This is a genomic window from Streptomyces sp. NPDC050704 (assembly GCF_040654355.1).
In the GTDB taxonomy this organism is placed as follows: Bacteria; Actinomycetota; Actinomycetes; order Streptomycetales; family Streptomycetaceae; genus Streptomyces.
In genome coordinates this window covers 159,254-172,126 of record NZ_JBFAHW010000004.1, presented here as the reverse complement: position 1 = coordinate 172,126, position 12,873 = coordinate 159,254, and the positions used below count along the sequence as shown (strand labels likewise).

Here is a 12,873-nt window from a genome sequence, read left to right as displayed (position 1 = left end):
GGTGAAGCGCTGGGTGGCCGGGGCCCGGCTGTCCTCGCTGCGCACCACCTTCACGGTGTCCTTCGCGGCTGTGGCGGCCGTCGTCACCGTGCTCGTCGGCTTCCTGTCGTACGACGCCGCCGCCCGGCTCGTCCGCGTCGACCAGCAGACCGTGTTCGAAGGCGTCGTGCAGGACCTGTTGGCCCAGGTACGCCAGAGCCCGTTGGCCCCCGCCGACTTCGTCACCTCGGACACCGACGGCGGCCCGCGCGACGAACTGATCCGGCCGAGCGGCACGGCCGTGCAGGTGCTGGGGCCCGACGGCGGGGTCGTCGACCGGGGTCACCCGCCGCTGCCCGTCGACGCCGACGATCGGGCCGCCGCGGCCGCGCGGACCGCCGGGCGGCTGGTGGAGCACGGTGACGTCGAGGTCGGCGACGACGACGTGTACCGGGTGGCGACCGTCGCGCTCGGCGGCGGGCGGGGCGCGGTGCAGGTCGCGCAGGAGTTCAGCGACACGGAGGACCTGCTGCGTGAACTCCAGCAGCGGACCGTGCTGCTGGTGGCCGCCGTCGTCGTCGCCGCGGGTCTCTTCGGCTGGTGGCTGGCCCGGCGCATCACCTCGCGGCTCGTCCGGCTCGCCGGGGCCGCCGAGGTCGTGGCGCGCACCGGGCGGCTCGGCATCCAGGTGCCGGTCGCGGGCCACGACGAGGTGGCCCGGCTCGGCCGCTCCTTCGACCGGATGCTGGGCCGGCTCGCCCAGTCCGAGGAGGACCAGCGGCGCCTCGTCCAGGACGCGGGCCACGAGTTGCGTACGCCGCTGACCTCCCTGCGTACGAACATCTCCATGCTCCGGCGCATCGACGAACTGCCGCCCGCCGTCCGCGAGGAACTGGTCGCCGACCTCGCCCAGGAGTCACGCGAACTGACCGACCTGGTCAACGAGTTGGTCGACCTCGCGGCCGGCCAGTCGGACGCCGAGCCGGTGCGGCGGGTGGACGTCGCCGACATCGCGGAGGACGTGGCGGTGGCGGCACGGCGGCGGACGGGGCGGGATGTCGAGGTCACGGTACGGGGGGCCGGTGACTTCGGTGGCGCCGGTGGCTCGGTCGTGGACGGGCGGCCCGGTGCGTTGCAGCGGGCGCTGTCCAACCTTGTCGACAACGCGGCGAAGTTCGACCGGGGCGGGAGCGGGGCGATCGAGATCGTCGTGACGGGGGGTGCCGATTCCGGGGCCGGGGGAGGTGTCGGGGGCGGTGTCGGTACGGGTGCTGGTTCCGGTGCAGGTCCTGGCGCCGGTTCCGGAACCGGTGTCGTCCGTATCGAGGTCCGTGACCGGGGTCCCGGTATCGCGGAGGAGGACCTCGGCCGGGTCTTCGACCGGTTCTACCGTGCGCCGGACGCCCGGAGCCTGCCCGGCTCCGGGCTCGGTCTTTCGATCGTGCGGGAGGTGGCGACGGCCCACGGGGGTGAGCCGTTCGCGCGGCGGCGGGAGGGGGGCGGGTCGGTGATCGGGTTCACGGTGGGCGACCTCGACGGATGAGGATGACGGTGGCGCCGGCCTACGCGGCGGTGTCGTCCTCGCCCTCCTCCAGCAGGGTCGCCGCCGCACCCACGATGCTCGGGTCGGGGTGGCCGACCACCTCGTGGTCCTTGCCCGTGTAGTCGAAGCGGGCCAGTACGCTGCGCATCGCCTCCACCCGGGCGCGCTTCTTGTCGTTGCTCTTCACCACGGTCCAGGGCGCCTGCTCGGTGTCCGTCTCGCGGAACATGGCGACCTTCGCGGCGGTGTAGTCGTCCCAGAGGTCGAGGGAGGCCAGGTCCATCGGGCTGAGCTTCCACTGCCGTACGGGGTCGACCTGCCGGATCGTGAACCTCGTACGCTGCTCGCCCTGCGACACCGAGAACCAGAACTTCACCAGGTCCACGCCGTCGTCGACGAGCATCCGCTCGAAGGCGGGCGCCTGCCGCGTGAAACGCCGGTACTCGTCGTCGGAGCAGAAGCCCATCACCCGCTCCACGCCGGCCCGATTGTACCAGGAGCGGTCGAAGAGGACGATCTCGCCGGCCGTCGGCAGGTGTTCCACGTACCGCTGGAAGTACCACTGCCCGCGCTCACGCTCGGTGGGCTTCTCCAGGGCGACGACGCGTGCGCCGCGCGGGTTGAGGTGCTCGGTGAAGCGCTTGATCGTGCCGCCCTTGCCTGCCGCGTCCCGCCCCTCGAAGACGACGACCAGCCTGCGCCCGGTCTCCTTGATCCAGCTCTGCAGCTTCAGCAGCTCTATCTGCTGGAGCCGCTTGTGCCAGTCGTACTCCTTGCGCTCCATGCGCTGCCGGTAGGGGTAGTTCTCCCGCCAGGTGTCCACGGGGCTGCCGTCGGGCCGGATCAGTACCGGGTCGTCGTGGTCGCTGTAGTCGACTCGCATGCCGCCGAGCAGTTCCGTCATGTCTGTCTTCTCCCGTTGAGCGTCGATCGCCGGCCTTCGGTGGTACCGGGCTTCAGTGGAACTGCGGCACGATCAGATAGATCCCGTACGCCACCACGGCCGCGCACGCCAGGAAGCACAGCCCGGCCACGCCGAGCCCCACCGCGTCGGTGCCCGCGTCGCCCTCCCGCGCGGCCTCCACGCGGGCCAGGCCCAGCACACCGAGGGCGAAGACGACCACGACTCCGATCGTCACTCCGGTGCTCACCGCGGCGACCTCGCCGAGGGCGGTCCAGTCCAGTTGCATCCCATTCTCCCTGAATCCGCTACGGACTTCTCCCTGACCTGCTAGGGACCACTTCTCCCTGAGCTGCTACGGGCCTACGCGGCGGTGCCGACCCGTGACGGTTCGTCGGCGCGGACGCTGACCTCGTGGGTGTCGTTGACGTTGTGCGCGTGCACCGGGTTGCGGCGGGACGCGAGGACGATGAAGCCGGTCACGGCCAGGGCGAGCACCGCGATCACCACGGTGCCGAAGGTCCCGCCGTTGACCACCACGCTCGCCGCGAGGCCGCCGACCAGCGCGGCGGCCGGCAGGGTGACCAGCCAGGCGATCACCATCCGGCCCGCGACACCCCAGCGCACCTCGGCGAGACGCCTGCCCAGACCGGCCCCGAGGATGCTGCCCGAGGCCACCTGGGTGGTGGACAGCGCGAAACCGAGGTGGGCGGAGGTGAGGATGACGGTCGTGGACGCCGTCTCGGCCGCGAAGCCCTGCGGCGACTGGATCTCCGTGAGCCCCTTGCCCATGGTCCGGATGATCCGCCAGCCGCCCAGATACGTACCGAGCCCGATGGCCAGACCGGCCGACGCGATCACCCACACCGGGGGCCCCGCGTCGTGACCGAGCGCCCCGGCCGAGATGAGGGTCAGGGTGATGACGCCCATCGTCTTCTGCGCGTCGTTCGTGCCGTGCGCGAGCGAGACCAGCGACGCCGAGGCGATCTGCCCCAGCCGGAACCCCTTCGTCACCGACTTCTGCCGGGCCCGGGCGGTGAGCCGGTACGCGAGGTAGGTGGCGATCAGCGCGGCCACGCCCGCCACGATGGGCGAGGCGATCGCGGGGACGAGCACCTTCTCGACCACCTTGTCGAAGTGCACGCCGTGCTGGCCGGCGCCGACCCACACGGCTCCGATCAGACCGCCGAAGAGCGCGTGCGACGAGCTCGACGGCAGCCCCATCAGCCAGGTCGTCAGGTTCCACAGGATCGCGCCGACCAGACCGGCGAAGATCATGCCCGGTGTCACCAGGGTGTCGTCCACGATGCCGCCCGAGATCGTCTTCGCGACCTCGGTGGACAGGAAGGCGCCGACGACGTTCAGTACGCCGCTGATCAGGACCGCCGTTCTGGGCCGTAGCGCGCCGGTGGCGATGGAGGTGGCCATGGCGTTCGCGGTGTCGTGAAACCCGTTCGTGAAGTCGAACGCCAGGGCCGTGACGATGACGACGGCCACGAGGAACGTGATGTGGTCCATGACTCGATGCAAGCAAGCGGAGGCGTACGGGCGGCGAAGCGGAGGCAAAGGGTTCGCAAGGTTGTGGCCATGGCAGTTGTGGCCCCGGTGGCGGTGAACCGGGGCTGTCCGGGCGGTTGGTGGGCGGTAGGCGGGTGGTAAGCGGGCGGGGGAGGTGTCGCTGAGTACACCTCCTCTTACGGGTTCTGCGCCCAATGTGCCCGGCCCGTCCTCTCCGTAGCGTCTTTCACGAGGCACAGGGAGTGCCCGAAGCGCCCGACGGAGGCTGATGACGATGTTCCGCCGAACCGATCGACCCACGACCGCTCGACGTATGCGGGGACACAGCTCGGGCTCCGCCGCCGAGGCCCTGCGGCTGGTCAAGGTCAGCAAGACCTACGGGACCGACGACAGTGCCGTGACCGCCCTCGACGGGGTGACGCTCAGCCTGGCGCGCGGCACCTTCACCGCGGTCATGGGGCCCTCGGGTTCCGGCAAGTCGACGCTGCTGCAGTGCGCGGCCGGACTCGACCGGCCGGACAGCGGCATCGTCATGGTGGACGGGGCGGAGATGAGCGGCGGCAGCGAGGCCGAGCTGACGAAGTTCCGGCGCAGCCGGATCGGCTTCGTCTTCCAGCAGTACAACCTGCTGGACACGCTGACCGTGGCCCAGAACACGATCCTGCCGCTCAAGCTCGCCCGGCGCCGGGTGAACCGGGCGCGGGTGGCGGAGATCCTGACCGCCGTCGGTCTCGGTGACCGGCTCGGCCACCGGCCCGACCAGCTCTCCGGCGGCCAGCGCCAGCGCGTCGCCATCGCCCGTGCGCTGGTCACCGAGCCGAGCGTGATCTTCGCCGACGAGCCGACCGGTGCGCTGGACACGCGCAGCGCGCGGGATGTTCTGCGGTTGCTCCAGGAGGCGGTGCGGGTCCACGGCCGTACGGTCGTCATGGTGACCCACGACCCGGTGGCGGCCTCGTACGCCGACTCGGTCGTCTTCCTGGCGGACGGGCGGCTCGCGGGGGAGATGGCCCGGCCGACCGTGGACGCGGTGGCGGAGCGGCTCGCGCACCTGGGCGACGCGGTCTCAGGTGGCGGGGTTTCTGGTGGCTCGGTCCCCGGTGACGCTGTCTCCGGTGGCTCGGTTTCCGGTAACTCGGTTTCCGGTGACTCGGTCTCTGACGTTCCGGCGGGGGTGTGACGGAGATGTTTGCTCTGGCCATGCGTTCCATTCGGCAGCGCCCCGGGCGCTTCGCCGCGACGCTGCTGTCCGCCTTCCTGGGCGCGGCGATCATCATGACCTTCAACTCGATGCACGACACGGCCGGTGCGGCGGGGGTCGACTCCGTCAGCGCGGAGACCCTGTCCACGGCGGCGGGGGTCGTGGGCGGGTACGGCAGCCTGCTGGTGTTCTTCGCCGTCGCCTCCACCCTGACGGTGAACGTCCGTCAGCGCTCCTCCGAGATCGAGCTGCTGCGCTGCTCCGGCGCGACGCCCGGGCAGATCAAGCGGATGGTGGTGGGGGAGTCGGTGGTCGTCTCCCTGGTGGGCGCGCTGCTCGCGATCGGGCCCGCGATGCTCGGTGGACGGGTGCTGCTGAATCTCTTCCAGGACGGTGGGCAGGTCGCCGAGTCCGTCGGCTACTCCTTCGGGCCCGTTGCGCTGATGTCGGGCTTCTCCATCATGCTGATCGCCTCGGCGGGGGCGGCGTTCCTCGCGGTGCGGCGGGCGACGCGGGGGCGGGTCGCCGGTGGGCGCCGGGGTCGTGGGCGGGGGCGGGCGTTCTTCTCGTACGGTGCTCTGGGGGTCGGCGGGTTGTCGATCTGCTCCACGTTCGCCTTCTCCGCGTCCGATGCGGCGCTGATGGCTCCGCCGGTGTACGGGTCGATCTTCCTCGCGGTCGGGTTCGCGCTGCTGTCGCCGAGGCTGTTGCGGGGGGTGCTCGACGGGCTTCCGCTGTCGGGGCCGAGTGGTTACCTCGCTGTGCGGGTCATGCGGGAGCGTGCCGCTCAGTTGTCCGGTGTTCTCATGCCGTTGATTCTCTTCACGGGTATGGCTACGGCGACGCTCTATATGCAGGCGGTCGAGAACGATGCCATGAAGGCATCCGGCCTCACGAAGTCCGTCGAGGACAAGAACCTCGAGACCCTCAACTTCGTGGTTGTCGGGATCATCGTGGTCTTCTCCTGCATCATGCTGATCAACTCTCTGTACGCGGCGACGACTTATCGCAGCCGGGAGTTCGGGCAGCAGCGGTTGGCGGGGGCGACTCCGGGTCAGGTTCTCGGTGTGGTCGGTATCGAGTCGCTTGTGCTCACGGGGATGGGGATCTTCTTCGGTACGGCGGCTGCTCTTGCCGGGATCGTTCCCTTCACGATGGTCCGTACGGACTCCGTTCTGCCGGACGCGGGGTTGGGGATCTGGGTCGGGATCATGGCGGTTGCGATGGCTGCGACGGTGGGGACGAGTCTGGTTACCGCTCGGCGGGTGTTGCGGGTGTCGGCGGTTGGGGCGGTGGGGCTGGTTGCGTGAGTCGTGGGTCGGTGGGGTGAGGGGTGGCCGCCTTTGGGTGGCCTCCCCTTCTTGCTTTTGTTTGTCTGCGGGTTCGGTGGGGGCTGGTCGCGCCCACGCGGCGGAGCCGCACAATGTCACAGCCTCGCGCCCCTGGGGTGGTGGGTGGTGGGGTCGGTGCCGCGACGGGGTATCCGATCGCCGCTCTGGGATATTCGGTCATGGCATGTTGCCGCGGCGATCGGACACCCCGACACGACCCCTCACGCCGGAGGCCGACAGCGGCCCGGTGGGGGCACCTGTTCCGACCCCGGCCTCGTCTTTTGTCCTTTAGGGGCGCGGGGAACTGCGCACCCAGCCCCCACCGGCCCGCAGCGTGAACACCGTCCCAAGGCCCCCGGTCTTTCGTCTTTTCAGGGGCGCGGGGAACTGCGCGATCGGCCCCCACCGGCCCGCAGCCAACAACCTGGCAAGGGCCGGCGCCGTGGATCGAAACGGCGTACGTATCTTGGGCGTTGGACTTGGACCTTAGGTTTGTGCGTGTCAGTACGCGCCTTGGATGAGAAGACGGTGCCCATGACCGACCACGAGAGCTCGACCGGCCCGACGGCGAGGCAGAGAATCGACACCTCGGTGCCGCACTCGGCCCGGATCTGGAACTACTGGCTGGGCGGCAAGGACAACTACCCCGTCGACGAGGAGGCCGGCGACGCGTACACCGCGGTCTTCCCCGGCATCGTGACGATCGCCCGCAGCAGCCGCGCGTTCCTCGGCCGTACCATCCGCTACCTGGTGGAGGAGGCGGGCGTCCGGCAGTTCCTGGACGTCGGCACCGGCCTGCCGACCGTGGACAACACCCACCAGGTCGCCCAGCGGCTCGCGCCGGAGGCCAAGGTCGTCTACGTCGACAACGACCCGCTGGTCCTCGCGCACGCCCGTGTCCTGCTCACTTCCTCAAAGGAGGGGGCCACCGACTACGTGGACGCCAGCCTGTTCGAGCCGGACCGCATTCTGGCGGCCGCCGCGAAGACGCTGGACCTGACCCGCCCGACCGCCCTGATCCTCAGCGGCATCCTCGGGCACGTAGGGGACTACGACCAGGCCCGCTCGATCGTCCGCCAGTTGGTGGACGGCCTCCCGTCCGGCAGCTACCTCTCGGTCAACGACGGTTCACGCGGCACCGACCCGGCCTACGAAGCGGCCCAGGACGGCTACAACGAGACCGGCGCGGTTCCGTACTTCCTGCGTCCCGTCTCCCGGATCGAGGCCTTCTTCGAGGGCCTGGAGCTCGTGGAGCCCGGGGTGGTGTCGGTTCCGCTGTGGCGCCCGGAGGCGACCGCGGGTTCGGGCGCGCCGACGCCGATCGGCCAGCACGGGGGTCTGGGCCGCAAGCCCTGACGAGATCACGAGGGAGTGCCCGTCCGGGCTTGCCCGGCAGGCGCGGATGGGGCCTCCCCGGTTTCGTAACTGTACCTTCTGGTTGGTACAGTTACGGTTATGCGACCGAGTTCGAGGACCAAGATCCTGGATGCCGCGATCAGGGTAACGGAGCGTGAGGGCATCACCAGTCTGACCCTGGACGCGGCGGCCGAGGAGGCCGGCGTGACCAAGGGGGGCCTGCTCTACCACTTCCGTACGCGGGACGAGTTGCTGGTGGCGATCCAGCGGCATCTCACCGAGGCGTGGGAGGAGCGGCTGCTGGCGGAGCTGGGCAGGCCGCACGAGGAGGCGACGGCACGGGAGCGGGTGGCCGCGTACGCCCGGCTGGCCATGCGCGGCGGGACGAGCAAGGCGGATCTCGCGTTCATGCTGGAGTCGGCACACCAGCCGGAGCTGGCGCAGGTGTGGTACCAGCTGATGGAGCGGTGGCTGCCGGAACTGGCCGAACCCAGGCCCGACCAGGCGGATTTGCTGCTGGCGTGGCTGGCCGCGGACGGGCTCTGGATGTTCGAGGCGACCACGCGCGTGAAGCTCGCGCCCGCGGTCAAGGAGGCGTTGCATCAGAGGATCACCGCGTTGGCCGAGTCGTCGTCGGACACTTCCCCGCGCGGAAAGGCGTAGGTGCGGCATGAGCAGCATGGGCAAGGCGCGACGCTGGTGGGTCCTGGTGACCGTTTCGGCGGGGCTGTTCCTGATCTCGGTGGACATGACGGTGCTGTACACCGCCCTGCCGACCCTGACCGGTGACCTGGGCGCCGACGCGTCGCAGAAGCTGTGGATCATCAACGCCTATCCGCTGGTGGCGGCCGGGCTGCTGCTGGGCACCGGCACGCTGGGCGACCGCGTGGGGCACAAGCGGATGTTCCTGATCGGTCTGGTGCTGTTCGGGATCGCGTCGACGGTGGCCGCGTTCGCCCCGTCCCCGGAGGTGCTGATCGCCGGGCGGGCGTTCCTGGCGGTCGGCGCCGCCACGATGATGCCCGCGACGCTCGCGCTGATCCGCATCACCTTCGAGGACGAGCGGGAACGCGGTGTCGCCATCGGGATCTGGGGCACGATGTCGATCATCGGCACGGCACTGGGACCGGTTCTCGGCGGGCTGCTCCTGGAGCAGTTCTGGTGGGGCTCGGTGTTCCTGGTCAACGTGCCCGTCGTGCTGCTCGCCCTGGTCGCGACCGTCTTCCTCGCACCGGGCGGTGCGGGCCGGCCCGACCGGCCCTGGGACCCGGTCGCGTCCCTGCACGTCATGGTCGGCCTGGTTCCGCTGGTCTACGCGATCAAGGAAGCCACCAAGCCGGATCCCGCGCCCCTGCACATCGCGCTGGCCCTGCTCGTGTCGGCCGTGGGTTTCCGGGCCTTCGTACGACGCCAGCGCACCCGGACCTACCCCCTCATCGACTTCTCCCTCTTCCGTAACCGGGGCATCCTCGTCGGCGTGCTCGGCGCCGCACTGGCGATGTTCGCCACCGCCGGGATCCAGCTCATCCTGGCCCAGCGCCTCCAACTCGTCATCGGCCACACACCGCTCGGTGCGGGGCTGCTCGTCGGGGCCTTCGCGCTGGGCGCCCTGCCCGCCGGGATCGTCGCGGGCGGCCTGGCGTACCGCGTCAGCGTCCGTACGCTGATCGGCGGCGGTCTCTTCGTCGGTGCGCTGGGTGTTCTGATCACCGTTCTGCTGACGCCGGGTGCCGTTCCCGTGCTGGGCTCGGCGCGGAGTTCGGGCTGGGTCGTGCCCGGGCTGCTCCTGGCCGGTGCCGGACTCGGTGCCACCATGTCCGCCGCGTCAGCCGCGATCATCGGCGGCGCCCCGCCCCACCGCGCCGGTATGGCCTCATCCGTCGAGGAGGTCTCGTACGAACTCGGCAGCCTCACCGGTGTCGCCGTCCTCGGCAGCGTCCTGACCGCCGTCTACACCCGTACCGTCGCCCTGCCCGACAACACCCCCGCCGCGGCCGCCGACAGCCTCGACGAAGCGCGCGCCACCGCCGGCCGACTGCCCGCCACCGAGGCCCAGCCCCTCCTGGACGCCGCCAAGAGCGCCTTCGACAACGGATACACCGTCACGCTGGCCCTGGCCGCCGCTGTCCTCGCCGCCGGCAGCCTGTTCACGTACCGCTACCTCGCCCGGACACCCGCGCCGAGCACCGACGAGCAGACCGGGGCCACCGAGCAGACCGGGTCCACCGCATGAGCGAGACCAGCAGGAAGAAGGTTTACCCAGCTCTTCTCGGCGCTTTTCCCGGCGGTGTGCCGCTCAGCCGTGGGCGGCGTGCGAGACGTGTTCCCACTCGGCCCAGGTGGCCAGCTTGCGCGCGTAGTGGTCCTTGATCATCTGGACCGGCGGGGTGCCGAAGAGGACGCGCAGGGGCGGGTTCTCGGCGTCCACGATCTTCAGCAGGGCGGGGCCGGCGGCCTTGGGGTCGCCCATGGTGGTCAGGTCCATGTTGGCGGCCAAGGCCGTGCGGACGTCGTCGTAGAGCGGATTCGGTTCGGCGTGGCGGGCGGAGACGCCGGGTCCGTCCGTGGCGAAGCCGCCCGGCTCGACGATGGTGACCTTGATGTTCTGGCCCGCGACCTCCGCGGCCAGCGCCTCGCTCATCCCCTCCATGGCCCACTTGGAGGCGGCGTAGGCGCCGCCGCCCGGGATCCCGAGGATGCCCGCGATGGAGCTGATCTGCACGATGTGGCCGCCGCCCTGTGCGCGCAGCAGCGGCAGAGCGGCCCGGGTGATCGAGAGCACCCCGTGGAAGTTGGTCTCGAACACATCCCGTATCTCGGTGTCGGTCAGCTCCTCGACCATGCCGAGTTGGCCGTAGCCGGCGTTGTTGACCACGACGTCCAGTCGGCCGAAGTGCGCGTGGGCCTTGTTGACCGTGTCGAGGGCGGCGGCCCTGTCGGTGACGTCCAGGGGCAGCACGAGCAGCTGCTCTCCGTACGCGGCCGTCAGATCGGCGAGGGGCCCGGTGCCGCGGTCGGTCGCCGCGACCCGGTCCCCGCGTTCGAGCGCGCTTTCCACGAAGGAGCGGCCAAGACCGCGCGCCGCACCGGTGACGAACCAGACCGACGTGGCGGTGTCCCCGGTCATCGCCATGCCCCTGCGGTCGCCTGTGCGTAGTCGGTGAAGTCGCGTGCCGGGCGGCCGAGGGCGCGCGGGACGCCGTCGGAGATGTGGCTGTTCAGTCCCTGCCGGACCGGGCCCAACGCCTTGGCGTAGAACTCCGCGTCGGCGGCCGGCCAGCCCTGGCCGGCGAGTTCGGCGACGAACTCCTCGGGGGACAGCGGGACATAGCGGATGTCGCGGCCCGTGGCCCTGGAGATCTCGGCGGCGGCCTGGGCCATGGTCAGGGCCCGGGGCCCGGAGAGGTCGTACGTCTGCCCGGTGTGGCCGTCCTCGGTGAGCGCCGCGACGGCGACCGCGGCGATGTCCTCGGCGTCGACGTAGGCGGCCGCGGCGTCCCCGAGCGGCAGCCGCAGCTCGCCGGCGAGGACCGCGTCGCGGAAGAAGCCCTCGTCGAAGTTCTGCGTGAACCAGTCGGGGCGCAGGATCGTCCAGGCGAGGCCGCCGGCCCGCACCGCGTTCTCACCGTCCAGGTGGCTCGGGCCGGTGACATCGGCCTGTTCCGGCGTGTCCACACCGCGTCCCGACAGCAGCACGACGCGCTCGACGCCGAGTTCCGCGGCGCGTTCGACGAACGGGCGGGTGAGGAGTTCCCCGTCGAGCGGTACGAGATACACCGCCGTCACGCCTTCCAGGGCGGCGTCCCAGGTGGTGCGGTCGTGCCAGTCGAAGGGCTGCTCGCCGGAGCGCGAGGCCACCCGGACCGGGGTGCCCCGCTCCCGCAGCCGGGATACGACGCGGCTACCGGTCTTGCCCGTACCGCCGGTCACGAGAATCAGTTGCTTGGCCGTCTGCTTGGCCGTCTGCTTGGCCGTCTGCTTGGTCGTCTGCTTGGTCATGAGCCCAGTCAAGCCCCTCGTGGTGAGACGGGCGATGGTTCAAAGGCTCAGTTCGATGTCTGTACGTCTACGATGGTGAGGTGGACGTACTCTCCGAGCTGCTGGACGGGGTGCGGGCGCGCGGTGCTCTGTTCCGGCAGACGATCATCGACCAGTCGTGGTCCCTGAACTTCCCCGGCGGCTCACCGCTGACGCTGGCCACGATGGTGCGCGGCCGGGCGTGGATCGTGCCCGCCGAGGGCGCCCGGGTGCCGGTCGGCACCGGGGACATCGCGCTCATCCGCGGCCGGGCCTCGTACACCCTCACCGACGACCCGGTCGCTGACCCGGTCACTGATGAACCGGCCGCCCCGCCGCAGGTCGCGACCGTCGACGCCGCCGAGGGCGGCCTGCCCGCCGACGACGGCTCGGCCCTGCTGTTCAGCGGTGCCTACACCGGCCAGGGCGAGATCAGCGAGCGGTTGCTCAAGGTGCTCCCCGAAGTGCTGGTGCTGCCCGACACCGACTGCCGCGGCCCGCTGCTCGACCTGCTCGTCGATGAGGTCCTCGGCGACCGGCCCGGCCAGCAGGTGATGCGCGACCGGATGCTGGACCTGATGCTCGTCACCACGCTCCGGATCTGGTTCGACCGCTCGGAGGCGCACGCGCCCGGGTGGTACCGCGCACTGGCCGACCCGGTGGCCGGCCAGGCGCTGAGCCTGCTCCACGGCGATCCGGCCCACCCGTGGACCGTGGCGGAGCTCGCGGCCGGGACGGGGGTGTCCCGCGCCGCGCTCGCCCGCCGCTTCACCGCACAGGTCGGCGAACCGCCGATGGCCTACCTCGCCTCCTGGCGCATCGACCTGGCCGCCGACCTGCTGCGCGAAACGGACGCCACGGTCGGCTCGATCGCCCGCCGGGTCGGCTACGCCAACACCTTCGCACTGAGCGTCGCCTTCAAGCGCCTGCGCGGCATCACTCCGACCGAACACCGGGCCGCGGCACCGGAGCGGCCCGCTTGATACGCGTCACCTGCCGTACGGGGACCTGCCGTACGGGAATCAGC

Annotated in this window: 12 protein-coding genes; 7 read left to right on the top strand and 5 right to left on the bottom strand. The window is 70.9% G+C overall.

Features of this window, described 5'->3' with window-relative positions:
- Position 1: 1 nt before the first annotated feature.
- A complete protein-coding gene (locus tag AB0I18_RS03555) occupies positions 2–1,522 on the top strand; it encodes a HAMP domain-containing sensor histidine kinase (protein WP_363103712.1) in 1,521 nt (506 codons plus the stop codon).
- Positions 1,523–1,541: 19 nt separating this feature from the next.
- Here the strand turns inward: AB0I18_RS03555 and ppk2 are convergent, their stop codons facing one another.
- The 3 genes from ppk2 to AB0I18_RS03540 form a co-directional block, all read right to left on the bottom strand.
- Complete coding sequence (gene ppk2 / locus AB0I18_RS03550) at positions 1,542–2,426, bottom strand: polyphosphate kinase 2 (RefSeq protein ID WP_363103688.1); 885 nt, start codon at positions 2,424–2,426, stop codon at positions 1,542–1,544.
- A gap of 52 nt (positions 2,427–2,478) precedes the next feature.
- The gene (locus AB0I18_RS03545) at positions 2,479–2,712 is read right to left on the bottom strand and encodes a hypothetical protein (RefSeq protein ID WP_363103687.1); all 234 of its coding nucleotides are present in this window, start codon (positions 2,710–2,712) and stop codon (positions 2,479–2,481) included.
- Positions 2,713–2,786: 74 nt separating this feature from the next.
- Positions 2,787–3,941, bottom strand: coding sequence for an inorganic phosphate transporter (locus tag AB0I18_RS03540; protein ID WP_363103686.1), 1,155 nt, complete (start codon positions 3,939–3,941; stop codon positions 2,787–2,789).
- 313 nt (positions 3,942–4,254) lie between these two features.
- Between AB0I18_RS03540 and AB0I18_RS03535 the strand changes: the two genes are divergently transcribed.
- From AB0I18_RS03535 to AB0I18_RS03515, 5 genes are all read left to right on the top strand, one after another.
- Positions 4,255–5,121, top strand: coding sequence for an ABC transporter ATP-binding protein (locus AB0I18_RS03535; RefSeq protein WP_363103685.1), 867 nt, complete (start codon positions 4,255–4,257; stop codon positions 5,119–5,121).
- Between the two features lie 5 nt (positions 5,122–5,126).
- On the top strand, positions 5,127–6,452 hold the full coding sequence (locus tag AB0I18_RS03530; RefSeq protein WP_363103684.1) for an ABC transporter permease: 1,326 nt from the start codon (positions 5,127–5,129) through the stop codon (positions 6,450–6,452).
- Between the two features lie 555 nt (positions 6,453–7,007).
- Positions 7,008–7,829, top strand: coding sequence for an SAM-dependent methyltransferase (locus AB0I18_RS03525; protein ID WP_363103683.1), 822 nt, complete (start codon positions 7,008–7,010; stop codon positions 7,827–7,829).
- Positions 7,830–7,928: 99 nt separating this feature from the next.
- A complete protein-coding gene (locus AB0I18_RS03520) occupies positions 7,929–8,492 on the top strand; it encodes a TetR family transcriptional regulator (protein WP_363103682.1) in 564 nt (187 codons plus the stop codon).
- Between the two features lie 16 nt (positions 8,493–8,508).
- Complete coding sequence (locus tag AB0I18_RS03515; RefSeq protein WP_363103711.1) at positions 8,509–10,062, top strand: MFS transporter; 1,554 nt, start codon at positions 8,509–8,511, stop codon at positions 10,060–10,062.
- 63 nt (positions 10,063–10,125) lie between these two features.
- On the opposite strand, the gene AB0I18_RS03510 is transcribed toward AB0I18_RS03515, so the two are convergent.
- Positions 10,126–10,956, bottom strand: coding sequence for an SDR family NAD(P)-dependent oxidoreductase (locus tag AB0I18_RS03510; protein ID WP_363103681.1), 831 nt, complete (start codon positions 10,954–10,956; stop codon positions 10,126–10,128).
- Positions 10,953–11,828 (bottom strand): NAD(P)H-binding protein, encoded by an 876-nt coding sequence (locus AB0I18_RS03505; RefSeq protein WP_363103680.1) that lies wholly within the window; start codon positions 11,826–11,828, stop codon positions 10,953–10,955. The genes AB0I18_RS03510 and AB0I18_RS03505 overlap by 4 nt, the downstream gene beginning before the upstream one ends.
- An 80-nt stretch (positions 11,829–11,908) precedes the next feature.
- Between AB0I18_RS03505 and AB0I18_RS03500 the strand changes: the two genes are divergently transcribed.
- Positions 11,909–12,829: an AraC family transcriptional regulator gene (locus AB0I18_RS03500; RefSeq protein ID WP_363103679.1), complete on the top strand. Its 921-nt coding sequence runs from the start codon at positions 11,909–11,911 to the stop codon at positions 12,827–12,829.
- Positions 12,830–12,873 lie beyond the last annotated feature (44 nt).

Excerpts from the sequence above, each read along its gene's own strand:
- ppk2 (WP_363103688.1), bottom strand. The coding sequence starts at position 2,426 with ATGACGGAACTGCTCGGCGGCATGCGAGTCGACTACAGCGACCACGAC.
- AB0I18_RS03545 (WP_363103687.1), bottom strand. The coding sequence starts at position 2,712 with ATGCAACTGGACTGGACCGCCCTCGGCGAGGTCGCCGCGGTGAGCACC.
- AB0I18_RS03540 (WP_363103686.1), bottom strand. The coding sequence starts at position 3,941 with ATGGACCACATCACGTTCCTCGTGGCCGTCGTCATCGTCACGGCCCTG.
- AB0I18_RS03535 (WP_363103685.1), top strand. The coding sequence starts at position 4,255 with ATGCGGGGACACAGCTCGGGCTCCGCCGCCGAGGCCCTGCGGCTGGTC.
- AB0I18_RS03530 (WP_363103684.1), top strand. The coding sequence starts at position 5,127 with ATGTTTGCTCTGGCCATGCGTTCCATTCGGCAGCGCCCCGGGCGCTTC.
- AB0I18_RS03525 (WP_363103683.1), top strand. The coding sequence starts at position 7,008 with ATGACCGACCACGAGAGCTCGACCGGCCCGACGGCGAGGCAGAGAATC.
- AB0I18_RS03520 (WP_363103682.1), top strand. The coding sequence starts at position 7,929 with ATGCGACCGAGTTCGAGGACCAAGATCCTGGATGCCGCGATCAGGGTA.
- AB0I18_RS03515 (WP_363103711.1), top strand. The coding sequence starts at position 8,509 with ATGGGCAAGGCGCGACGCTGGTGGGTCCTGGTGACCGTTTCGGCGGGG.
- AB0I18_RS03510 (WP_363103681.1), bottom strand. The coding sequence starts at position 10,956 with ATGACCGGGGACACCGCCACGTCGGTCTGGTTCGTCACCGGTGCGGCG.
- AB0I18_RS03505 (WP_363103680.1), bottom strand. The coding sequence starts at position 11,828 with ATGACCAAGCAGACGACCAAGCAGACGGCCAAGCAGACGGCCAAGCAG.